This is a genomic window from Spirosoma profusum (genome assembly GCF_014699005.1).
In the GTDB taxonomy this organism is placed as follows: Bacteria; Bacteroidota; Bacteroidia; order Cytophagales; family Spirosomataceae; genus Spirosoma; species Spirosoma profusum.
In genome coordinates this window covers 167,603-192,181 of sequence record NZ_JACWZY010000004.1, presented here as the reverse complement: position 1 = coordinate 192,181, position 24,579 = coordinate 167,603, and the positions used below count along the sequence as shown (strand labels likewise).

The window sequence follows — 24,579 nt, the reverse complement described above, 5'->3', positions numbered from 1 at the left end:
TAACATTTTTAACATGATGAAAATGCCTAATTCCCTTTTTTCGCAGACGGCACTGGGTGTAGTGGCTGGAATGCTGATGCTTGTTTTTTCCTGCAAAGGGCCTGAGGGGCCACAGGGGCCAGCTGGTCCTGCCGGTCCGACAGGAGCAACTGGGGCAACGGGCCCTGCCGGAGCTACTGGCCCTGCTGGAGCTAGTGGGGTTGCTGGTGCAACTGGTGCAACGGGTAATGCGAACGTAGTGTATACAGCCTGGAAAACGGTTGATCTGAGCAGCAGTTATTACCGTAACCCTGACAACAAGGATTTCTATATCGGCAACGATAACACCACGGCGAATGCTACGTTGACAAAAGACATACTTGACAAGTCAGTGGTTTACATTTATTTCAAGGTGAACCGGAAGCTGAATAACGGCTCAACCATTACGTTACAGGAGCTGATTCATCAGGAAAATGCACTGGGTCATGTAAAAATCCCCGGACGTACTACCAATCTGGAAGACGATTACATCCTTTATGAAATCTCGCATGACTATCTGGGTGTGAATTACCTTCGGTTTACGGTGCATGCCTTTACGACAAACTCACTTGGTGTAGTCGTTCCTGAGTTTGTTGGAAAAACCGCAGCCGATTTCCGGGCTTTATTTACAACATTGCCTCAGTACCGTATCGTCATCGTAAACGGAAGCACGCCGGGCGGACGTAGTGGCGCGGTTGATTTTAGCAACTATGCATCGGTAAAACAAGCGTTTAACCTGCCCGATTAAGATTCTACATTCCCACCATAACTTAACAGGCCATCGGGATTTCCCGATGGCCTTTTTGCTTTTCTGGCTTATGTGAATTTCTTATTAACCGATAAAATCGCCCGATTCACCTCTTTTTGGGCGGCTCGTGCCACATTCTATATACTATTCTCGTACTATAAATGACACCCTATTGTAACTTATAGAATGAATAGTAAAATCCTCTCAGTACTAAGTATACTGCTGACAATTGTTTTAATTTCTCTTTCGTGTAAGACAGACGAAATTGTAACGAATACCCCAACGATTACATCCCTGAATTGCTCTTCTGCCACATTTTCGGCATCTGCAACGAGTGGAGCGTCTTACACCGCTAAAGCCACAGTATCTTATACGGGCGGAAATGGCATGGCGTATGCCGAAGGAAATCCAGTTTCATCATCGGGAGTAACGGGCCTGACCGCCACTTTATCGGCAGGGAATTTGTCCAGCGGAAATGGCGATGCCAGTTTTGTCATTACCGGTACTCCTGCAGCAGCAGGTACAGCCAGTTTTTTAATAAGTTTAGGCGGACAATCCTGTACGTTGGCGCTGCCCGTAGCTGTGTCTAAAGCCAGTATGTCAACATTAGTGGCTTCGAGTACGCCGGCCAGTGGAACCGTCGGCGTGGCTTATTCAAGTTCTGTTACGTTGGCATACACAGGCGGAAATGGCGGTACGTACGATATGTCAATGGCTACCTCAACAGGAGTTGAAGGACTAACCGCAACTGTATCAGCCGGAACACTCGCTAATGGGGCTAGTACGTTAGTTTATGCGATTTCTGGAACGCCAACTTCATCGGGTACTGCTACGTTCAATATAAGTTTGGGCGGTCAAAGCGTCACAGTAACCATAGTAATCGCCCCTTCGGGAACGGGCACAGCTACAGCGGCCAAGGATACGGTTGTGATTGTTTACTCAGGAACAACGGCTAGCGTAAACAATGCGTTTCAGGATGCAGGTGTAAGTGTGTCCGTTAGTGGCGCTGACGTAACGGTAAAATCGACAAATACCAGTAAAGAAATTGTCTACGCCTTATCGGGAACAGCCACAAAAGGTAGTTTCAAGATTTACAGCGAATACAAGTATAATATTACTCTGAAAGGAGTGAGCCTGACGAACAGCAATGGACCTGCCATCAATAGCCAATCCAGCAAAAAAGGAACTATTAACGTAGTGAGTGGCACCACCAATACGTTGGTCGATGGGGCGGCTTATGCCACAAGTTCCGAAGATCAGAAGGGGACTTTTTTCAGTGAAGGCCAACTCAGTTTTATGGGCGCCGGAACGCTGAACGTAACGGGAAATAACAAGCATGGCATTGTGGCCGACGATTATATCTACGTGAGTGAATCAACGATCAACGTAAAGTCGGCAACAAAAGATGGCATTCACGCCAACGATTATTTCATGATGGATAACGGAACCGTTACGATTACCGCATCCAGCAACGGAATCGAGGCTGAAGAAGGCTATATCACCATAAGCGGTGGTACGCTAACCGTAAATAGTGTTGATGATGGCATAACGGCATCCTACGAAGGCACGGACGCCACAATTACACCTTATCTTTTAATCAAAGGCGGAAAAATAAACGTAACGACAACGGGCGATAAAGGGAACGCTCTCAAGAGTGAAAGTTACACCACTATTGGTACCGCCGATGCCATAACCCTGGCTGTAAGTGGCAAAGGGGCAAAAGGAATTAAAACATCCGGAGACTTCACCTTAAACGCTGGAACGATAAAGATTTCGACTTCAGGCGCTGCGTACTACGTAGCGGCCGATACGGACATTGCGGCTCCGGCGGGTATCAATTGTGATAAAAATCTAGCCATTAAAGGCGGAAATTTAACCATCACCAGCACCGGAATTGGTGGAAAAGGTATCACTGTTGATGGCACGGCTACCGTTACTGGCGGAGTAACCAATATTACGGCTTCTGGAGCGACGTATACGTATAGCAGTACGCTAAACAGTGAAGCAAAAGGCTTTAAAAGCGACGGGGCGTTTGTCATGAACAATGGCGAACTCAACATCGCTGCAACCGATGATGGCCTGAAGTCCAACGCGTCGATAACCGTAAATGATGGCACCATAAACGTAACGAAATCGTATGAAGGGATGGAGTCAGTCTTCATTACTATAAATGGTGGTATAACGAACCTAACGGCTTCAAATGATGGGATTAATACCTCTTATGGCACGGTTTCCGGGGGTACGGAATCAAACGATAATAGTAGTCTGATTGTAAGCGGTGGCGTATTGATAGTTACCGGTTCTGATGCCATAGATAGTAATGGTAATTTCACTATAAAAGGCGGAATTGTCATTTCAAACGGTAATGAAGACATTGATGTTAACGGTAATTTCCTGGTTAATGGTGGCGTTTTATTTGGAGCAGAACCCGGTAATAATATGACCAAAGCGATGGGAACCGCTTCTGCGCAGGTCGGTTTGTTTATCAAATCGAGTGCTCAGGTGGCCACATCTTCGATGATTCATATCGAAGATGCTTCCGGGAAGGATTTAGGAACATTTAAGCCTAAAAGTTCTTCTGCATACTTTCATATCTCTAATCCGGGCTTAGCCAAAGGTGCAGCCTATAAAATATACGTTGGCGGAAGTTATACCGGTGGCAGTTTTGTAGGAAATTCTTCTGGATGGGGATTGTATACAGGCGGGACCTATTCAAATGTGGGCGCAACTTTAAAATCCAGCCCAACAACATCGGCTAGCAGTACCATTAATACTATTTCTTTCTGAAAATTTGTTTAAGGTTTTAAAAAGAGGTTAAAAACGGGCTTTTTGTCATTCGGAGGAATGAATAATCCTAAAGCATCCTACTCTCTAATTAAGAAACATTAAGATTCTTCGTTCCTCAGAATGACAAAACCGGCATGAGTAAAACTTTTGCCGGTTTTTTGTTAAGTGGTAAAGGGTAACAACGATGATGCTACCGGCAAAAACATTGGAGCAGGAAGGTACAGGATAGAGGATAATCCCGAGCGTATCAACTTTAGATTTACTACGTAATATATTTCGATCAGCACACCCGACGCATCGGTACGTAGCAACTCACCTAACTTCAGAATTTCATTATGTTGAATTTACTACGTCTCTCTGTCTCCCGAATTCGTTACGTTGCGCTGCTGGTCTGTTTACTAACGGGTAGTTTAGCACAGGCGCAGCCAGCCAAAACGAATGATTCGACAACACCCCTTCATTTGCTAAAGCCTGATTATCCTGTGCCGTATGGTCAGCCGAGTGTTGCCGACGTAACGGCGGTACTACGTCGTATCCATACGTATCTGGATGCCAATACGCCCACGCAACTAATTGACAAAGAGACGAAAAAAGATATTACGGCAGGTGCTACGTTCAATCCGAACGCCATTTTCAAACCCGGAGATTTTCGGCTGATTAGTTACGAATGGGGCGTTACGTACATGGGTATGTTACAGGCTAGTGAAGCAACCGGTGATGCCCGTTACGCCGATTATACCAACAAACGACTCCGTTTCATTGCCGAACACGTACCGTATTTTCGGGCACAGGTGCAGGCCGACCCCAATGCCAATACGCCTATGCGGTCGGTGATGGCGCCCCATGCGCTCGACGATGCCGGGGCTATGTGTGCCGCCATGATTAAAGCGAGCAGAGCAGGGGGCGTAAAAGCTGAACTACGTCCACTTATCGATCATTACATCGATTACATCCAGAACAAAGAATTTCGTTTTTCCGATGGTACGTTGGCCCGTAACCGACCGCAACCCAATACGCTCTGGCTCGATGATCTGTTCATGAGCGTACCGGCGCTGGCGCAGATGGGCAAACTCACTGGCGAACGCAAGTACTACGACGAAGCCGTGAAACAGATGACGCAGTTTTCCAAACGCATGTTCAACCAGCAAAAAGGATTATACATGCACGGCTGGGTCGAAGGTATGACCGTACACCCGGAATTCCACTGGGCGAGGGCCAACGGCTGGGGTATCCTGACAGCCGTTGAACTTCTCGACGTATTGCCCGAAGATCACCCCGGCCGACCAGCCATTCTGGACATGTTACGTTCCCATGCCAAAGGGCTGGCAGCTCAGCAGTCGGGTTCTGGATTCTGGCACCAACTACTTGATAAACACGATTCGTATCTGGAAACCTCGGCCACGGCGATTTATGTGTATTCGTTCGCCAGAGCCATCAATAAAGGCTGGCTCGACCCGCTGGCCTATGCACCTGCTACGGTACTAGGCTGGAATGCCCTCGCTACCAAAGTGAACGACAAAGGCCAGGTTGAAGGCGTTTGTGTAGGTACAGGCATGGGCTTCGACCCGGCTTTCTACTACCACCGACCAATTAATCCGTATGCGGCTCACGGGTATGGTCCGGCGTTGCTGGCTGGCGCTGAGGTGATTAACATGCTCAAAAAACATGCATTTGAAATCAACGACAGTTCGCTACAGCTTTTGCAGAAGAAATAAATGAACGCGTTTTAATCAGTATTATTTGTCAAGCTGACGAAGGAAACATCTTAAGATTTCCTACTTCTCAAATAAGGATACTTATAAGATGCTTCCTTCGTCAGCATGACAAATAATACTTGTCCGTTAATCAAAACACTACGCTACTTGTATTCCAGTTGAACAGAACGAATATGGCCGGTCTTTCCCTGAGGCCCAGACACCGTGATGCCAAGCCGTGGTGCACGATCCCAGCGGGGCAGTTGTGAACCTTCGATGGATGTTTCTATTATTGGGTTGAATTTGCCGCCTTTGTCAAGCCAGCCGAAATCCAGAAGTTTGCCAGTGCGACTGTTTAACTGCAACGTAACGTTCGATACGTTTTCCGGTAGTGATTGCGTTTTCAATACGTTTTTCACCCCCTCCTTGACCTGCCAGAGTTCCAGCGAGTTTTTCCGTACCCCCAATCCCGTTGCATTGTTGGCATCGCCATACACGCAAATACTTTGCAGCAGATCGCTTTGGGTATTGGTGAAATCGACGGAGAACGTGAAGGTGCCTTTATGGAGAACCAGCCCCAGAAAAGTACCAATTGACTGTGTAGCGTTATTGATCAATTGCAACTGACCATCTTTAACGCTATAGGTAGGTTTAGGAGAATTTACATCCCACACCCAGCGAACCTCAGGTGTCTTTTTGGCGAAATCCACGCTTATACCCTCATCCTTTTTCTGAACGACTCCCAAAGGAGATTCGGCCTGAGCCGGTGCAGTGGTTCCGTATCGAAATGAAGGCCATTGCGCTTTCTCATCCCAGACCATTTCGCTCAATAAACCCTGACGACCAATATTTGTAAAATCGACACCACTGTAGGCATGGTGCAAATAAAAATAGCGATTGTCGGGCGTCGTGACCACTGTACCATGACCCGGACATTTCCAGCTATCACTACCGATCATCACTGGATTTTGGGCATATTTCTCCCACGGCCCTTCGAGCTTTTCCGCACGAGCAAACCCTACCTGATAATTACACCGGGAGCCGCAACAGGCATTGCCTGAGTAAACCATGTAATAATAGCGCCCTCGTTTGAAAATGGCCTGCCCTTCGGCCCCGCCCGCTTCCCACGTATTGCGGTCCGCTTTAATCAGGGTGAAGGCTTTACCCGTCACTTTCAATCCATCTGCCGACAGTTCAGCTCCTAAAAGTTCAATGTCTTTCCCTTTGTCAAGGCCGTACGCTTTCCAGGTAATAAACAGTTTGCCCTTGTCTTCAAGTACGTAAGCATCAATGGCTTCACTAGTCCATTCGATTAGCAAACCATGATCGGTAAAACCTTGTCGAAGGTCGCGGGTTGTTGCCACACCGATGTAGGAATGCTTGTCAGATTTTCGTCGGGCGGTGTAATAAACGTAGTACAGTCCTTTATGATAAAACAGTTCGGGTGCCCAGAAACTCCCCATTGTCCACTCAGGCAGATCCTTAAAAACTGGACCAACGTACTGCCAGTTGACCAGATCGGTTGAGGAATATATTGGGTAAGGTGGCCCCCATTCAGACGACGTACCGGCTGCATAGTAAACGTTGCCCACACGGATAATCGAAGGGTCGGCAAAGTCACCGGCTATAACTGGATTCTGGTACGTAGCGGCTGATTTAGGCAACTGCGCCAGACTGGGTAGCGTTAGTAAAAGAGCAAATAGAAGGAAAGGAATATGACGCATTCGATTGAAGTTTCGCGAAGATAGCCGGTTTTGTGGCAACTCAGGAAACATGGAAAGAGTAGGCCAGCCAGATTTTGTACTTGAGAAGTTCAACGTAACAATCCTCCCATCTTGAACAAGAACTCAATTCCTGATGCAGTATACACGTCTACTAATTACCTGCCTGATTGGATTACTGGTTACGTCTATTGCTAAGGCGCAAACCGCTACGTCACCCGCTCACCTGCGCGTCGACCTGAATACGGAAATTGGCCCCATGAAACCGATTTATGCGTGGTTTGGCTATGATGAACCGAATTATACGTACATGAAAGATGGCAAAAAGCTGCTTACCGAACTGGCCGCGCTGAGTCCGGTGCCCGTTTTTGTAAGGGCGCATAATTTGCTGACAACGGGCGACGGTACGCCAGCCCTCAAATGGGGGTCGACCAACGCTTATACAGAAGATGCATCAGGAAAGCCGGTTTATGACTGGACGATTGTCGACCGGATTTTTGATACGTATGTGCAGCGGGGCATGAAGCCGTTGGCACAAATCGGGTTTATGCCCGAAGCTTTATCGACACACCCGCAGCCTTATAAACACGAATGGAAACCCGGCGCTCCTTACAGTAAAGTCTGGACGGGTTGGGCTTATCCGCCGAAAGACTACGAAAAATGGGCCGAACTCGTTTACCAGTGGGTGAAGCACTGCACCGAACGATATGGTAACAAAGAAGTGGAAAGCTGGTACTGGGAACTCTGGAATGAACCAGATATCAGCTACTGGCGAGGCACGTTGCCCGAATATCTAAAGCTTTACGATTACACCGCCGATGCAGTAAAGCGGGCATTGCCTACAGCCCGGATGGGTGGCTGTGATGCAACCGGTGGCGCTCAGAAATTTCTGGATGCCTTTCTAAAACACTGTCTACAGGATACCAACTACGTAACGAAAAAGATCGGCTCCCCGCTCGACCTCATACTTTTCCACGCCAAAGGCTCACCGAAAGTGGTCGATGGGAGAGTAGTGATGAATATGGGTACCCAGCTACGTAACATCGCCAACCATCTTCAGATTATTGCCAAATATCCCCAACTGAAACAGATTCCAATCGTCATCGGTGAATCGGACCCGGAGGGGTGTGCCGCTTGTGGTATGATGACGAATCCTGAAAATGCGTATCGAAACGGTACGATGTATTCGAGTTACACGGCTGCTTCGTTTGCTCGTAAATATGCGTTGATGGACCAGCTTGGGCTGAACCTGATCGGTGCCGTTTCGTGGTCGTTTGAGTTTGAGAACCAGCTCTGGTTTGCCGGTTTTCGCGATTTGGCTACCAATGGCGTCGATAAACCGGTGCTAAACGTGTTTCGGATGTTCGGTAAGATGACGGGACAACGGGTGAAAGTAGAGAGTAACCGAATGTATGAACTGAAAATGGCAGTCGATTCCAGTATCCGAAGCCGCTCAACTGATGTAGGTGGATTTGCTACCAAAGACAAAAAATCAGCGGCTGTTATGGTCTGGAATTATCACGACGAAGACCGTCAGGCTCCAGCCGAACCAATACAGGTCACTGTCACCGGATTACCCAACGGCAACGTAACACTAACGCAGTATCGCATTGATAACGAACGTAGTAACTCGTATGAAGTCTGGAAAAAAATGGGTTCACCGCAGCAGCCTACATCCGCACAGATAGCGCAACTGGAAAAAGCCGGGCAACTCGAAACTATCGGAAAATCGCAAAAACTGAACGTAGCGTCAGGCACTACCGACATACGTATTGACTTGCCCCGACAAGGGGTTGCTTTGCTAAAAATGGATTGGTAGGGGAGGTGTTACGTCAAGTGATCGGCCCCGACAGGCTCCGGCTGTCTTTTATGTGGATACTACTGAATACTAATGAGTTAACCAACGTATTGCTGACGCGTGGGGCTTCGACAGGCTCAGCCTGACAAACCAGCTTGATTTAAGGAATTTACATGGACTGTCAGGCTGAGCCTGTCGAAGCCCCACGCGTCAGCAATACAATGTAAAATTATTCAAGTTGAATTAGCCGCTATCGCGACCCCGACAGACGGAGCCGATTCTAAGAAAAACTAACTGTTGAGAATCAAGCAGGTGAGTTCAGGAGAGTTGGTTCAGAAACAATAACGTATTTTAGGCAATACGTTTTATCATAGGTTTTGCAGGATAAGCCCACCAGACTTCTGATGGGCTTATTTTTGTTACGTTACGTAGCGATACGTTAGATTTTTACAGCCTGACGGGCCAGTAACTTCCAGCCTCCCTGCTGTTTCACCCATACCGTTAAAACACTTAGTTTTACCTGTGCCGGGTCTTTGCCTTTATCCTGCGATTCGCCCATCAACTTATTACGAACGATGGCGGTATTGCCAACAACCGTAACGGTCTGATCGGCGTTCGTAATCGATTTGAAATCGTACACACCTGTTACGTACGCTTCAATTAACTCATTCTGCGTTTCCAGTTTGCCGTTCGAGTGACCATAACTTAATTCTTTAGCTGTAATCGCTTCTAATTTCGCTTTATCGGGGTCGACCAGTAACATCCGAAACTGTTCAACGGCCTGTTCGACATCGGACTGATCCTTTGAATCTTTTTGGGCAAAACTGGTTGTTGTCAGCATACTATAAATGGCGATAAGGGTAAGCGCAACTGTTTTCATGGACGTGCGTGCTAAGAATTTGGTATAACATTTCCTTTTGGAAAAGAATAAACGTTCATTTTTTACCGTAATCTATACTCAAAAAAAGAGCGATAACCTTGTAAAGTTATCGCTCTCAAGCTGGTATAAAAGGCCGACGTATCAGCTTTCGATTTTCTTTTCAACTTTTTTCGCTTCTGTACTAACGGCTCGCCCGGTTGCTTTCGCGCCTTTTTTGACGGCTCGTCCGGTTGCTTTCGCGCCTTTGGCGACGGCTTTTCCGGTCGCTCTGCCGGCAGTTCCAACAGCGTGTGCGCCATCGGCAACCCCCGTTTCAACTTTATCGCCCACGCGCTTTACATCTTCGCGTGTTTTTTCTTTACGTTCTGCGCGGACAGCCGCGTTGTCCTGAGCAAATGCGCCGGTTGTCAATGCCGCGCAAAGTGCTATGGTTAAAAGCCAATTCGTTTTCATGACAGATGAGTATAGTGCTAACAGAGCAATGCTCCGAATACGTTTATCGTATTGACGAAATAACGGATTTGGAGCAAAGTTTGTTTAACGCGTTACGTTATTAGAACTCACCATCAGTTGGCTCTTTGGTTTTCTTTTTGGCCTGATGCAGCCGGTAATTGAATGTCAGATTAATCTGACGAAGGCGTCCTTGTGAATTGCTTTCGGTGTAAAAATTTGCTCCCTCCGTAATGCTACGATATCGACGCGAATTGAACACATCGAGTACGTTGAGCACAATGGTTCCGTTGTTATTCAGTACGTCTTTGCTGAACGATAAATCCAGCGTAGCAATCGCCTGCCGAGTGCCCTGAGGTGTTTTTTGTGGAGCTTCATAATTGCCACGCATCTGAAAATCAGTCTTATTCCAGAACGTAATACGAGAAGTCAATCGTGTGAACCAGCTATACGTATCACTCTGGTAACTGGCATCCAGATTGCCGCCGTTGGTAATGGCCCGGAAAAAGTTGGCACTGCCATCGAGTTTCCACCACTTATATAACGTGTACGACCCCGTAACTTCCGCACCGTACGAATCTTCGGTAGCCAGATTCTCCGGTCGGGTAGTCGAATTGCCCAGTGCGTCGACGCGCCGAATCCGGATAATTTTACCTGTAGTATATCGGTAATACACCGACGAACTGAACGAACCGCGCTCAACGTATTTGATGTGACCCAATTCGTAAGCGTCGGTGAATTCAGGATTCAAGTCGGGGTTGCCGCTGAAGAAGTTCCGGTTATCGCTGAACGTCATGAACGGGCTCAAATCGTTGTATTGCGGCCGACGAACCCGGCGACTGTAACTGGCCTGAATCGCGTGTTGTTTAGGCAGATCATACGTAGCATGAACACTTGGAAACAGGTTGGCATAGCTACGTGGATTTACATCGTTCGTTTGCTTTAACGTAGTAGTTACGCCGGTCCACTCGGCACGCAAACCGAGTTGATACGAGAATTTGCGCATCTTATTCCCGACAATCCCGTAGAGGGCGTTGATGCTCTCTTCGTACAGAAAATCGTTGGTCAAACCGGGTAACGGAAACGACGTACCATCGGGATTTTGCTGCGTCACTACGTAGTCGTTGGTCATGTTCCGCGTACTGCTACGTAGTCCACCTTCCAGCTTACCATCTTTTTTGAACGGACGAACGTAATCGACCTGCACCAGAAACTGCTTTTCCGTTTCGTCATTTATAGCCCGTTGCAACGTACTGGGAACAGTTGTCGATGGTGCGCCGTCTGGCAAAAACGTTTGTTGCGCGAAAATCTGGTCCGATTTTTCCCAGTTGTCCAGGTAGCGAACGTCGGCGGTCAGTTCGTGGCCTTCGCGGGCGAAGGTTTTCTTGTAACTCACGGCATATTCAGAGTTAGGCTCTGTTTCGGTTTCGTCCTGAGTTCGGTTGGTGAACGATTGCAGTACGTTGCTATTGGGTCTATAATCCAGATACTGAATATCGGAGAATCGCTTGCCTTTGCTGATTCGCCACGTATATGACGCTGTCAGAATGCTTTTAGGCGAAAAGAAATAATCGAGACCGGCGCGGGCATTGTTGTTCTGTCCTTTCAATTGGCTCGTCGACGTTTGACGATAGGCGAACGTAGTATCGTTTCGGTACGTCTCCTGATACAGCGAATTTCGGCCGGGCGTATTGCGGAACGAGGCCGTATAATTGATGAAGAAATTCAGGTTTTTGCGACGATAATTGACATTAGCCGCAGCACCAAAGTTTGTTGGATAACCTGTTATTACGTCGAATGAGCCATTGAAACCTTCTTTACGCTCTTTTTTCAGCACAATGTTAATGACGCCACCCATGCCCTCCGCTTCGTAACGGGCTGAAGGATTTGTAATGACCTCAACCCGCTCGACCATGCTGCCCTGCAATTGCTGCAATCCGGCTGCTCCTTTAATACTGACCAGCCCCGACGGTTTGCCATCGATCAAAATCCGAACGCTGTTACTGCCCCGCAGACTTACATTTCCTTCGCCATCGACGGCTACCGAAGGGATATTTTTCAGAATATCAGAAGCCGTTCCACCGGCATTAGCCAAATCTTTCCCAACGTTGAAAATGCGTTTGTCGAGCGACAGTTCCATCTGACTTTTTTCGCCGACAACCACTACTTCGTCCAGACGTTTGGTGCTGCTTTTCAGTACAGATGCGCCAAGCTGAATATCTTGATTCGTTACGTGGATGTCAGAAATGGTTTTCTCCTGATAAGATACCGCACTGATTTTAAGGGAATAATGTCCTGGTTTGGCCGCCAGCTCAAACTTACCTGTTTCGTCAGTTACAACGCCCGAAAGTGGTTTTGAGCCTCCGTTCTGATACAGGGCAATCGAAGCAAACGGAACGGGTTTATTTTCTTCATCGACAAACGTACCACGAATCCAGGTCTGTCGCGTACTGGCGTTGGGTTGAGCAAAAACAGAAACTGAAAAAAGGAGACAAAAGAATAAGTTTAACGTAGTAAAAATTCCCTTCATGGTTGAGTAGGTTCTCGTTGGGGCAATAGATGAAAAAGAATGGAAATTGTCGCGTTACGTTCAACTGGTTCAGTCATAACTTAACGGAAACAGTTGAAAAGCGCCTGAATCGATTGAAAGACGTAATGAAGTGTAGTTATCAGGTAAAGAATTAGCAGCTGCTTATCTACCAGTCGAAATTGCAAAAAAATAATACGAGTGTGCCACCATCGTCTGCTTTTATCGTACAACGTAGTACCAAAGCAATATGGCTCCGACAGGCTCTGGCTGTCGGAGCCTATAACAATCAAGGTAACATGTACACAATTAGCGAACGTGCGCCGTGGGCGCCGATAACTAAACTCTGTTCAATGTCGGCGGTTTTGGAAGGGCCAGAAAGGAACGTACCAAACCCCGTTGTATTAACCGTGATACGTTGGTAGGCATCGTGCATGTTCGGCACGAGAGTCGATTCCCGAATAACAATCGCCAGATATTGCGTAATCATGGGCGTTACGCGCTGGGGTAACTGACGTTCATCGAGCCAGATAGCTCCGTTTTCAGCTACAGCCAGTTGGCCTTCGATGATAGCCAGATTCAGGCTTGCTAGGTCGTGCGGGTCGGTAACGGCTAACGTAGTGTCGGCCAGCGAAGCCAGTTCCGGGATGGTCGTTGCTACGTTGGTCATGCCGGGATAGTACTCCTGAATATGCTTTTTAATAGCTTCGTAGTCAGATACACGTTCAGCTTTCCCGCCCACAAAAGCCAGTATATCCATGAACTGCTGCACAATGTCAGGGAAAACCGATGTAAACCTAAACTGCTCCGGCAATGGATGTAGTGCGGGCTGATTGGCCTTAACATTAGCCAGAATTTGTTCGCGGGATGTCATGATTTTTTGTTTTTAACGTACCAGTCACGGAAACTTTCGGACGGGGGAGCAGGCATTTCCCGCTGATTGAACCAGGGATTAAAACGATTTTCGGCCACAGCAGGAGAGAAACGTAGTACCCCGCGCCCAATTTTACCCGCCATCCGATACAATCGTGGCGATTCGAGCACAGTAGCCATGGCTTTCATGGCGGCTCCTTTGCCAGTCGTTCCATACCCTTCGCGCATGAGCACCTGCCGCCACTTATAAAGCTGGTCGTGAATGTCGATTTTAACCGGACAAACGTTTGAGCAGGAGCCGCAAAGTGTTGATGCAAAAGGCAGATCGGCGTTGAGTTTCATGTCCAGATTGGGGGCCAGAATGGAGCCAATCGGGCCAGCTACTGCACTGTGGTAACTGTGTCCGCCCGACCGCCGATACACAGGACACGTGTTCATGCAGGCGGCACAGCGAATGCACTTGAGCGAGTTCCGAAATTCAGTTCTACCCAACTGGCGGCTACGACCATTGTCGACAATTATCAGGTGCATTTCCTGACCGGGACGCGGCTTGTGAAAATGGCTGGAGAATGCTGTAATAGGCTGCCCGGTTGCTGACCGCGCCAACAGTCGCAGAAAAACACCCAAATGTTCAGCGCGGGGAATGATTTTTTCGAAACCCATGGCTGCAATGTGTACGTCGGCCAGGTGGGCGCCCATGTCGGCATTGCCTTCATTGGTGCAAACCACAAATCCGCCGGTCTCGGCAATAGCGAAATTGACGCCCGTGAGGGCCACTTTGCGAGTCAGGAACGTATCACGCAGGTGTTGCCGGGCCGCTTCGGTCAGGTATTGCGGATCGGTAGCGCCTTTCTCCGTACCAAGATGCTCATGAAATGTTTCGCCTACATCGGCCCGGGTGAGGTGGATGGCGGGTAGCACGATATGCGAAGGCGGTTCTTTTCGCATTTGCACGATACGTTCGCCTAAGTCGCTGTCAATCACTTCAATGCCGTGGCTGGTGAGGAAATTGTTCATGTGACATTCCTCGGTGAGCATCGACTTCGACTTCACCATGCGATTCGCCCCAGTCTTCTGAATAATGCCCAGAACGATGTCGTTATGTTCGTCGGCATTGGCGGCCCAGTGAACATGTATACCATTCTTCCTGGCGTTTTCTTCGAACTGCACCAGCAAGTCGTGCATATTCGACAGAACGTGGTTTTTTATCTGCGAAGCAGCTTCCCGTAGATCTTCCCATTCAGGTATCAGGGCTGCCGCGCGGTCGCGTTTGGCCCGTACAAACCAAAGCGTCTCGTCGTGCCAGTCAACCCGGGGTTCGTTTTTGTTGAACACGGCAGAGGCCGTAGCGTGGTCTAAATTGAGCTGGTTCATGGTTGTTTATTGTCGATAGGCGTTAGTCGATGGCCGTCAGTTTATGACTAAGGACTGACGACTATCGACTGACGACTGCTTTATACCGTTGCTGTTAAGATTTCGGCAATGTGCTTAATCTGTACGTTACTATTGCTACGTTTCAGTATCCCTTCCATATGCATCAGGCACGATACGTCGACGCCGGTGATATAATTAACGCCGTGACGAAGATGGTCGGCCACACGATCTTTGCCCATTTTTGCCGATACCGCTTCCTCCGTTACGCAGAACGTACCACCAAAGCCGCAACACTCGTCCCGGCGATCTAGCTGAACGAGTTCGAGGCCGTCGACCAGATTGAGTAACTGCACCGGCTTCGAAAAAGGCGGGAGCATCCGTTCCGTCATCTGCGCCAATCCAAGTCCACGCTGACCGTGGCAACTCTGGTGCAGGCCGACGCGGTAGGGAAACGTAGCATTCAGCGAAGACACGTTCACTACGTCGGTCAGAAACTCCGTCAGTTCGTACATCCGGGAACGGATGGTCGTTGCTTCGGATTCATTTGTAGCGTGCAGGTGGTCTTTGATGTGCAGCGTACAACTCCCCGATGGCGATACAATGTAATCGTAGCCCGAAAAGTTACGTACGAAGTTCTCGTTACAGCCTCCGGCCAGATTTTCAAAACCGGAGTTGGCCATAGGCTGGCCGCAGCAGGTTTGTTGCAGCGGGTAATCGACCTCACAGCCAACGCTTTCCAGCAATTTCAACGTAGCAATTGCTACGTGCGGATAAAACTGATCGATGTAGCAGGGAATAAATAAACCGACTTTCATAGTAAATCATTCAGCATCAATACGGCTCGAAAAACGTACTGATACGTTCGTTATCATGACTTTATTATAACGCTAAACCTTGCTTACAAATGTATAGGTAACATTGGCTTAAGCCATCCTGTACTTTCCTATACAAACTCCATTATCGTAACTCTGGAATCGGACAAACGTCCATATCCCCGTAATCGAGGTTTTCGCCCGCCATTCCCCAGATAAACGTATAGTTCGACGTACCGGCTCCCGAGTGAATCGACCAGTTAGGTGAAATAACAGCCTGCTCATTTTGAATCCAGATATGCCGGGTTTCCTGTGGCTCACCCATAAAATGACAGACGCTCTGCCCGTCGGGAATATCGAAATAAAAATAAACCTCCATACGCCGGTCGTGCGTATGGGCTGGCATGGTGTTCCAGACGCTACCCGGTTTCAATTCAGTCATGCCCATCTGAAGCTGGCAGGTAGGTAATACGCTGTTAACCAATAGTTTATTGATAGTCCGGTGATTCGCCGTTTCCTGACTGCCCAAAACCACTACGTCGGCGTCTTCGCGCGAAACCTTCCGGCTGGGATAAGTCATGTGAGCGGGGGCCGAGTTGAGATAAAATTTAGCTGGATTGGCAGCGTCATCCGACCGAAATTCGACCTGTTGAGTTCCTTTCCCTAAGTAAAGCGCTTCTTTACGAGCCAGCGAATAGGTTTGTCCGTCGGCCACAACCTGCCCGGAGCCTCCTACGTTAATGATACCCAATTCGCGCCGTTCCAGAAAATAAGCGGCTTTAAGATTTTCGGGCGTTTCTAACGTAACGGGGCCATTTACGGGCATGGCGCCACCTGTCATGTAACGGTCATAAAATGAAAGAACCCACGGACATTGGCCGGCAATGAAAAGCGTTTCGATGAGAAAATGCTGGCGTAACTGGGCGGTATCCATGCCCTTAACTTCGGTAGGAGAACTCGTAAATCGACTTGAGAATGCGGGTTGGCTCATGAGGCTTAATTAGGTAATCGTAAACAAAAGCACAATATCGCAGGATTGTACCTATGCAAGTCTCCTGTAGTATAATGTTCTTTCTAAATTTAATCGGAAATAAAGCTTACGGAGACCTTACACTCGGTAGATTCCCGAAGACAAAGCCTTGTTTCATAAAACGATACAACGTACCGGTGCTAATTTTCATGACTACTTCATATCGAATCACTACGTCGGTTATTCTGGGTTTGAGTATTGTCGTTGCCAGTTTTACGGCGGCTGATACCAACGTGTTCACCACTGAATACATCAAAAGCACCATGCTGAAAGTGGTGGATTGGCAGCTCAAAAATCCCAAACATAAAACAACCGACTGGACCAATGGCGCTTTTTACGCGGGTGTCTTTGCGGCCTACGAAACAACCAAATCACCGATTGTACTCGATTCGCTGATGGCGATGGGACAACGTACCAACTGGCAGCCCGGCGACCGATACGACCACGCCGACGATATTACCATCTGCCAGACGTATATTAACCTTTACAGGATCAAGAAAGACCGTCGGATGATTCAGGCGACCATTGATACGGTGCAGAAAATGAGTCGTGTACCGGGCCGCGAAGTCAAAAATCACGGCATTACGTGGTGGTGGTGCGATGCCCTGTTTATGGCTCCTCCGGTTCTGGCAAAACTCGGCAACGAGTTGAAAGATCCCTCGTATTTTACGCTGAACGATTCGCTGTTTCAGCAGACTTACAAACTGTTATACAATAAGGAAGAACACTTGTTTGCGCGCGATGCCAGCTACCTCTGGAATGCAGCAGGTGAAGGCAAAAAAGAAAGTAACGGTAAAAAGCTATTCTGGTCGAGGGGGAATGGCTGGGTGATGGGCGGATTGGCTCTTCTGCTTCAGGAAATGCCCAAAAATCACCGTAGCTATAACTGGTACGTTGAGTTATATCGGGAAATGAGTGCGAGACTGGTGGTCTTGCAGCAGACCGATGGTTTGTGGCGGTCGAGCCTGCTCGATCCGGATGCGTATCCGGGCGGGGAAGCAAGTGGCTCTGGTTTCGATTGTTACGCCCTGGCATGGGGTATCAATCAGGGAATTCTGGACAAAAAAACGTATCTGCCATTTGTCGAAAAAGCCTGGACGGGCCTCAATACGTTGGTGTCGCCGGAAGGACGGGTAGGGTGGGTGCAGCCAATTGGCGCCGACCCACGACGAAATTTCTCCGCCGACAGTTGGGAAGTCTACGGATCTGGCGCTTATTTGCTGGCTGGTTCCGAAGTTATAAAGCTTAAGGATTTAGTAAAGAAATAACGTAGAGATCTGCTTCGCTACGTTGTTGCCCCTCATTCGAAGGAATTTTCAGGGAATTATTGGATACATGGAAAATCAAACACTGACGCAACGCGCCACCATGCCTGCTGCGCACAACCCCGTTCTGGAACGTAGAACTGTAGCGAACGGAAATCAGAATTTGTTGAAATACCTGCGTCCCGGTCTATCGGTGATGGACGTTGGTTGCGGTTCTGGGGCCATCACTCGTGACCTCGCCGAACGTATCGGTCCGACTGGTCGGGTACTGGGTATCGACCCGAACGCGGGTTTGATTGAGCAGGCGCGTCAGAATGCCGGTGATACGTTGGGGGTAGCGTTCGAGCAGGCTGATGTTTATACGTTTGATACGTCCGAACGATTCGATCTCATTACGTGTGCACGAACGCTTCAGTGGCTGCGGGAGCCTGAACGGGCACTTGTTAACATGAAACGACTGCTGAAGCCTGGTGGCTGGTTAGCCATTCTCGATTATAACCACGAAAAACTTAACTGGCAGCCTGAACCACCCGCGTCGATGCGGCTCTTTTACGATGCATTTCTCAAATGGCGGCAGGAAGCCGGTTTCGACAACGCCATCGCTGATCACCTGGACGAACTCATGCATCAGGTTGGTTTCATGACGGTTCAAACGGAAATACAGCACGAAATCTCCCGACGTAATGAACCGACTTTCGCGACAAGCAGTCGTTTATGGGCCGAAGTGGCCGAACTACGTGGCCCTCAACTGGTATCGGATGGATACGTTACTGAAGATCAGCGACTACAGGCCATCATCGATTACGACCAATGGATTGCTACGGTTGGCGAAACCATGACAGTCTACCTACTGGCTGTTGAAGCGCAGCAGGAATAAGAAGGTATAAAAACTTGTGGATTCTAAACATAAGTTGACGTACAGAGCTTTATGTAAAATGGTTTAATACCCTTTTGTCTGGACAAACTATATAGGTCTATGTTACGTAAAGCCATAATTATATCGTTGATATATAGTCTTTCTGTAGCCTGTAATAATGAAAGCAATCAGTCTCAGGAGAAAACCACGGAAGCTACTACGTCTGCCACATCATCGGAATCTGCATCTGTTCAGGATACCGCTGCCCAAACAGAAACCGTCAGAACTGATTCAGGTCAGAATTATGCATTCACGTCCTCCGGCGATTCCTTGCAGATAGTCGGTAACGAAAATCAATACGATATTATCCTGCCAACCGACGTACTGTTTGATTTCGATAAATCAAATCTGCGCCCCGATGGCATCGCGCTACTCACTAAAGTGAAGCAACATTTTGCGGAGCATGGAGCCGATCAACTGCATGTTTTAGGGCACACCGACTCTAAGGGTAGCGATCAATATAATGCAGTATTAAGTCAGAAACGGGCGGTTGCGGTGGCCGACTGGCTAAAGAAGCAGATTAAAGTGAAGGGTTTAATCATGTCAATTGGCAAAGGTGAAAAAGAGCCGTTAGTGCCAAACACAAATTCGGATGGCAGTGATAATCCGGTAAATCGCCAGAAGAACCGTCGGGTAACTCTCTCCGTTGTCAACTACCCGGATGCTGGTAAAATGCTGAAGGACGCCAAAGCAAACGCCGGCAAAAACTCCTAAATCGCAAATGCCAATAACCTACACTGTCTCCGAAAACGGACTGATTGGCAGCATACAGCAATGGCACGAACCACCGCCTGATGGCATTCAGGTGCCCGATGAAGTTTTCCAGACACTACGTCGGTTCGCCTTCGAGGTGGAACAGGCCGACGCGCTGCTGACGTATTCAGTGCAGAAAAATCGGGAGTTGATTCGAGTACGGAATTATGTGGGGTTGTTACCCCTGTCAAATCGCGCTTACCTCGAAATACTGCCTAAAATTGAGGGCGTTGCTACGTCCCGAACGGTACTGCTGAAGATGCTACGTCGCCTACGAAACAGTCCATTTCGGATGATCCGTGATACACATACTGGTGCTACGTCCCTACCGCTCTGGGAGGTCTTTGTCGGGGCGTTTCTTACTAATGCTGAAGTCGTTCTACAACAGGGTGTACAGCGTGCCTACGTGGCACAAGAAGGTAATGAACGATTCCTGCGGGGTAAATTACAGATAGCCCGCCAATTGCTCGAAAATGCCTTTCACGCTGAACGGCTGGCCGTCGTCTATGATACGTTAACAGCGAACGTAGCGTCCAACCGAATTCTGAAAACCACGTTAGTTTATCTGAAAAAAACGACGATTTCACTTGCTAACCAACGGCGTATCCAGTTATTACTAAGCCTGCTCGACGAAGTGCCTCCTTCCGAATCGATAACTGCTGACCTGAAAGCTGTCCAACGCGCCGGGCGGTTATTCAGTCGTTATGAACAGGCATTGATCTGGGCCGAAGCCTTGTTGAGTGGGCAGGGAATGGGAGTGGAAATGGGTCGCAAAATGAGTTTGTCGCTGTTGTTTCCGATGGAGCGCGTGTTTGAAGATTACGTAGCATACGGCATCCGAACGTATTGGCCTGAAACCCATGAGGTACGGATTCAGGAATCTTCAGCTCATCTGGTTGATGAACATGTAGGAGAGCCTCGCTTCAAACTCCGCCCTGATATCATTGTCCGGCATGAAACCCAGACGTTTGTGCTCGATACGAAGTGGAAAGAAATCAGTGGCAACGTAGCAAGTGGTACGTCAACGGTCGGTACGTATGGTATCGAACAAGCCGATTTATATCAACTTTATGCTTACGGTAAAAAATACGATGCCAATAACCTGTTTCTGATTTATCCAGCTAATGCTACGTTCCGTGAACCGTTGTCGGTGTTCGGTTACGATGCTACCACTCGCCTGCACGTAGTACCCTTCGACCTGACCAATTCGCTGGTGCATGAAGTAGAAAAACTGGCCCGGTACGCTTTGTCGTATCAGTAATCGGCTATTATTGCGGTCATGCTGAAGACCCACGTTGTAGTCGTATACGTATCATCGTTCATCGCCAACCGTACTTGCCCCTCCCTACATGCCACTTTTTCTGACATTAATCGGCATTCTGACGCTCGTTTTATTAGTTGCCTTCGTCCGGTTAGATACCTTTATTTCGTTTGTCATTGTCTCACTGGGTATCGGCCTGGCCTCAGGAATGGACGTAATGGCTGTGGGGAAATCCATTCAGACGGGTATCGGCAGCACACTCGGCGATTTGGTGCTGATTATTGGTTTTGGAGCCATGCTTGGCCGGTTAGTGGCCGAAAGCGGTGCCGCCCGACGTATCACCAACGTACTGATCGGCCTGTTCGGGATTAAAAACATTCATTGGGGACTGGCTCTGGCAGGTTTCGTTGTTGGGATTCCGCTGTTTTATAATGCCGGTTTTATCATTGTCGCACCGCTGATTTTCACCATCGCGGCTTCGTCGCGGCTGCCCTTGTTGTCGGTTGCGGTACCGATGCTGTCGGCATTGTCGGTGGCGCATGGTTATCTGCCACCGCATCCGTCTCCTTCGGCCGTAGCTGCTCAGTTGAATGCCGATATTGGCCAGACGCTCCTTTACGGCATTATCATTGCGATTCCGGCCATTATTATTGCGGGGCCAATGTTTGGTAAGACGCTGGTGAATATGAAAATTTCGCCTGATAAGGAGCTATTCGACATTCGCGACGTACCAAACAAAGATCTGCCGGGAGCGGGTATCAGTTTTCTGGTATCGTTGCTGCCGGTGATACTGCTCACTACGTTTGGTCCGCTAAAGGGCGCTTTGCCTGATGGTTCACCGCTGAAAACCACTGTTGTGATGCTGGCTGAACCGTATATCGGGATGATGATTTCGGTTCTGGTAGCCATTTATTTTCTGGGAATCCGCCGAGGGCAGTCGATGAAAGCCGTGACCAAAGATCTGGAGGAAGCCGTAAAAGCTGTGGCCCCGATTCTGCTGGTGATTGCCGGAGCGGGTGCGCTGAAACAGATTTTCACCGATAGTGGCACCAGTAAATACATTGGAAGTCTGCTGGCCGATGTCGCTATTCCGCCATTGGTACTGGCCTGGGGAATTGCCGCTTTCATCCGCGTATGCGTGGGTTCGGCCACAGTGGCTGGTCTTACTACGTCGGGAATCATCTATCCGCTGATTCAGAATCAACCCATCAAACCCGAACTAATGGTGCTGGCAATCGGATCGGGAAGTTTGATGTTCTCGCACATCAACGACGGAGGCTTCTGGCTGTTCAAGGAATATTTTAACCTCACCATCGGGCAAACCATCCGAACCTGGTCGCTCATGGAAACTATCGTGTCGATTGTAGGTCTGTTTGGGGTACTGGCGTTGAATTTGGTGGTGTGAGCTAGGTTTGGGTTAATATTACGTATTGCTGACGCGCTGGGCGTGTCGAAACCCAGCGCGTCAGCAATACGTTAAAAATCAGGCGTTTAACTCAGTCTTTCTTGATTTTCCAATAAGTACTCTTCCCAGGTTTTTGATCCTACAGCTTTTTCAGGACACGTATTTTCTCCTTTTTCGAAGCTTTTCATTAGCCCACCAATAGTGGGTATGGGTACGAGTGGTTTCAATTTTCCGTGGATTTTCATCCAAAGCCGGGTCATCGTTTCCAGCGTGAATAATTGTGGCCCACCCAGATTCAGTACAGTCTGCTGCGGCCCAGCCTGCGCCAATCGGGATAATTCGCTAGAAACCGCATCCACATGAATCGGCTGAAATTTTAATTGCTTTGGGACGAAGCCAATGGGCAGAAACAGCAATTTTCGGATCAAAAAATTAATCAGATCATGAAACTGCGTAGCCCGCAGAATGGAGTAAGGTATTCCCTGCTGCTGAATCAGTTTTTCGGCGGCTAATTTGGCTCGGTAGTAACTGAAAGGGACTTTGTCAACTCCAACAATTGAGCTATAAATCAAGTGTTTAGCTTTTGATTGGTTGAGTGCTTTCAGCAAATTTCGGGTGGTTACGACTTCAAACGGTTCACCGCCAATTTTAGTTGGAGCACTCGCTAAATGTATGACTGTATCGATACCTATCAATGCTTCTGCCAGCCCTTCGCCAGTGGCCAGATCGACGCGTTTCCAAGGGAAGTCTGTTGATTGATTTACAATACTATACGAACCTTTTTTAACCTGGCTTCGACTGCCGATAACAAACTCAATTTGTTGTTGCTGCAATGTATTAACGACCGAAGTACCTAGTACGCCAGTGCCGCCAATTACCAATACTTTTTTCATGACGATCAGCGAACGGTTGATGAAGAACGATAAAACAGAAGCGGAATGCCCAGGAGTACCGCAGCCGATAAAACCACTACGTTGCCCACCTGATCGACGAATAGAAGCATGTGAAGATGTTGCAAATGATACCACAAATGCGGTACGTTGAATACCAGTAAACAAACAGCAACTACCCGTGCGTCAACCAATCCAGGTTGCAATAAAGCCACTAAAGAAAGTGTAGTCAGGGCCATAAAAAATGCGCCCACATCCCGAATAAGGTGTTCATTATAAGGGCCATCCACAGAAACCCAGGTGTGGCCAAAACCCGGAAAATAATTATAGAAAGCATCGGGCATGAACAAGGCCCAGATACCCGGTACACTGTTTGTTAACAGAAAGTACAGCAAGAGGGTCTGTACCCAACGCGGTTGTTTAGTCTGCATAAGAAACATTTTACGATTTTCTGCTAGACAAACACCGCTTGACTTTTGTGACAGGCGGGCTGAAATTTTTAGTGCAGGTGGGCCAATTTGTCGGGGTTACGAACCGAAAAAAGCTGATGTATTCCGCTATCATCCATCTCCATAACCATAATGGTGTTCAATTGCTGTGTGTCTTTTTCAGTAAACAGCAGAGCAACCTGACCATTGATCAGGGCTGGCTTTACAACCAGGTTCTGCCCAAATTTTTGCTCCACGGAGCGCAGGAAATTACCGACAACATCCAGGCCGACTAGTGTATTCATAGCAGCAACAACCTTGCCACCTCCGTCAGAATAAAGCACTACGTCGTTTTTAAGCAACCGGATAAATTCGTTAATGTCTCCCGTTTCACTCGCTGAGGTAAAAGCTGTCAAAAGCGCCTGCTGCTGTTGAGGATCTGGAGAGAATCGACGTTTGGAACCCGCTAGTTTTTCTTTGGCCCGTTTATAGAGCTGCCGACAATTCGCTTCGGTAGTATCGAATGCCTGGGTAATTTCAGCATACGTAACGTCGAAGCTTTCTTTAAGTACAAAAACAGCCCGCTCCAGGGGAGAGAGCTTGCCCAGCAACAGCATGAAACCGTAGGAAATATCGAGTCGGGCATCGACGGCATGCTGACCTGCCAAAACCGGCTCCGGGAGCCACGTACCTTTATAGGTCTCCCGTTGGCGCTTTACCCGAGCCAGATGGTTGAGCGACGCATTCATCACGCTTCTGGCTAACCAGGCTTTGATATTCTGAACACCTTCGGGCGTATCGTTGATCCAACTTAATAGTACGTCCTGAACGATATCCTCACTCACCATTATTTCACCCGTCATTCGGTAGGCAATCGACAGTAGGGTGGGGCGGAACGTAGTGGCGATCTGAGTGGTGGTCAAGGCTGCAAAAGATTTTGTTCGGTACG

General features: G+C 48.3%; 20 protein-coding genes. 9 read left to right on the top strand and 11 right to left on the bottom strand.

The features are described 5' to 3' along the window. Positions 1-22: 22 nt before the first annotated feature. The 3 genes from IC229_RS07205 to IC229_RS07195 all read left to right on the top strand — a co-directional run bounded on the left by IC229_RS07205 (position 23) and on the right by IC229_RS07195 (position 5,268). Positions 23-766, top strand: coding sequence for a collagen-like triple helix repeat-containing protein (locus IC229_RS07205; RefSeq protein WP_190886270.1), 744 nt, complete (start codon positions 23-25; stop codon positions 764-766). A 186-nt stretch (positions 767-952) separates the two neighbouring features. Further along, entirely contained in the window at positions 953-3,553 is a 2,601-nt protein-coding gene (locus tag IC229_RS07200; protein WP_190886269.1) for a carbohydrate-binding domain-containing protein, read from the top strand. Between the two features lie 335 nt (positions 3,554-3,888). After that, the gene (locus IC229_RS07195; RefSeq protein ID WP_190886268.1) at positions 3,889-5,268 is read left to right on the top strand and encodes a glycoside hydrolase family 88/105 protein; all 1,380 of its coding nucleotides are present in this window, start codon (positions 3,889-3,891) and stop codon (positions 5,266-5,268) included. A 143-nt stretch (positions 5,269-5,411) separates the two neighbouring features. Here the strand turns inward: IC229_RS07195 and IC229_RS07190 are convergent, their stop codons facing one another. Then, the gene (locus tag IC229_RS07190; protein ID WP_190886267.1) at positions 5,412-6,971 is read right to left on the bottom strand and encodes a glycoside hydrolase family 43 protein; all 1,560 of its coding nucleotides are present in this window, start codon (positions 6,969-6,971) and stop codon (positions 5,412-5,414) included. Positions 6,972-7,104: 133 nt separating this feature from the next. Between IC229_RS07190 and IC229_RS07185 the strand changes: the two genes are divergently transcribed. Continuing rightward, entirely contained in the window at positions 7,105-8,787 is a 1,683-nt protein-coding gene (locus tag IC229_RS07185) for a GH39 family glycosyl hydrolase (RefSeq protein ID WP_190886266.1), read from the top strand. A 418-nt stretch (positions 8,788-9,205) separates the two neighbouring features. On the opposite strand, the gene IC229_RS07180 is transcribed toward IC229_RS07185, so the two are convergent. The 7 genes from IC229_RS07180 to kduI form a co-directional block, all read right to left on the bottom strand. Then, a complete protein-coding gene (locus tag IC229_RS07180) occupies positions 9,206-9,646 on the bottom strand; it encodes a nuclear transport factor 2 family protein (RefSeq protein WP_190886265.1) in 441 nt (146 codons plus the stop codon). 141 nt (positions 9,647-9,787) lie between these two features. After that, on the bottom strand, positions 9,788-10,099 hold the full coding sequence (locus IC229_RS07175) for a hypothetical protein (RefSeq protein WP_190886264.1): 312 nt from the start codon (positions 10,097-10,099) through the stop codon (positions 9,788-9,790). A 100-nt stretch (positions 10,100-10,199) separates the two neighbouring features. After that, a complete protein-coding gene (locus IC229_RS07170; protein WP_190886263.1) occupies positions 10,200-12,626 on the bottom strand; it encodes a TonB-dependent receptor domain-containing protein in 2,427 nt (808 codons plus the stop codon). Positions 12,627-12,912: 286 nt separating this feature from the next. After that, entirely contained in the window at positions 12,913-13,497 is a 585-nt protein-coding gene (locus IC229_RS07165; protein ID WP_190886262.1) for a LutC/YkgG family protein, read from the bottom strand. Further along, the gene (locus IC229_RS07160) at positions 13,494-14,870 is read right to left on the bottom strand and encodes a lactate utilization protein B (RefSeq protein ID WP_190886261.1); all 1,377 of its coding nucleotides are present in this window, start codon (positions 14,868-14,870) and stop codon (positions 13,494-13,496) included. The genes IC229_RS07165 and IC229_RS07160 overlap by 4 nt, the downstream gene beginning before the upstream one ends. An 80-nt stretch (positions 14,871-14,950) precedes the next feature. Next, positions 14,951-15,685 carry a (Fe-S)-binding protein gene (locus IC229_RS07155; RefSeq protein WP_190886260.1) on the bottom strand — a complete coding sequence of 245 codons (735 nt, stop codon included), beginning with the start codon at positions 15,683-15,685 and terminating at the stop codon, positions 14,951-14,953. 142 nt (positions 15,686-15,827) lie between these two features. Next, positions 15,828-16,673, bottom strand: a complete 846-nt coding sequence (gene kduI / locus IC229_RS07150) for a 5-dehydro-4-deoxy-D-glucuronate isomerase (RefSeq protein ID WP_190886259.1) — start codon at positions 16,671-16,673, stop codon at positions 15,828-15,830. Between the two features lie 188 nt (positions 16,674-16,861). Between kduI and IC229_RS07145 the strand changes: the two genes are divergently transcribed. The 5 genes from IC229_RS07145 to IC229_RS07125 all read left to right on the top strand — a co-directional run bounded on the left by IC229_RS07145 (position 16,862) and on the right by IC229_RS07125 (position 22,312). Further along, complete coding sequence (locus IC229_RS07145) at positions 16,862-17,980, top strand: glycoside hydrolase family 88/105 protein (RefSeq protein WP_190886258.1); 1,119 nt, start codon at positions 16,862-16,864, stop codon at positions 17,978-17,980. A 67-nt stretch (positions 17,981-18,047) separates the two neighbouring features. After that, positions 18,048-18,854, top strand: a complete 807-nt coding sequence (locus IC229_RS07140; RefSeq protein ID WP_190886257.1) for a class I SAM-dependent methyltransferase — start codon at positions 18,048-18,050, stop codon at positions 18,852-18,854. A 99-nt stretch (positions 18,855-18,953) separates the two neighbouring features. Beyond that, entirely contained in the window at positions 18,954-19,607 is a 654-nt protein-coding gene (locus IC229_RS07135; RefSeq protein ID WP_190886256.1) for an OmpA family protein, read from the top strand. 7 nt (positions 19,608-19,614) lie between these two features. Next, a complete protein-coding gene (locus tag IC229_RS07130) occupies positions 19,615-20,907 on the top strand; it encodes an McrC family protein (RefSeq protein ID WP_190886255.1) in 1,293 nt (430 codons plus the stop codon). Positions 20,908-20,995: 88 nt separating this feature from the next. Next, positions 20,996-22,312 (top strand): gluconate:H+ symporter, encoded by a 1,317-nt coding sequence (locus IC229_RS07125; protein WP_190886254.1) that lies wholly within the window; start codon positions 20,996-20,998, stop codon positions 22,310-22,312. An 86-nt stretch (positions 22,313-22,398) separates the two neighbouring features. Here IC229_RS07125 and IC229_RS07120 read toward each other — a convergent pair whose 3' ends face one another. The 3 genes from IC229_RS07120 to sigJ form a co-directional block, all read right to left on the bottom strand. Continuing rightward, entirely contained in the window at positions 22,399-23,205 is an 807-nt protein-coding gene (locus IC229_RS07120; RefSeq protein ID WP_190886253.1) for an SDR family oxidoreductase, read from the bottom strand. 5 nt (positions 23,206-23,210) lie between these two features. Then, a complete protein-coding gene (locus IC229_RS07115; RefSeq protein ID WP_190886252.1) occupies positions 23,211-23,633 on the bottom strand; it encodes a hypothetical protein in 423 nt (140 codons plus the stop codon). Positions 23,634-23,701: 68 nt separating this feature from the next. After that, complete coding sequence (gene sigJ / locus IC229_RS07110; RefSeq protein WP_223833900.1) at positions 23,702-24,553, bottom strand: RNA polymerase sigma factor SigJ; 852 nt, start codon at positions 24,551-24,553, stop codon at positions 23,702-23,704. Between the last annotated feature and the right edge of the window lie 26 nt (positions 24,554-24,579).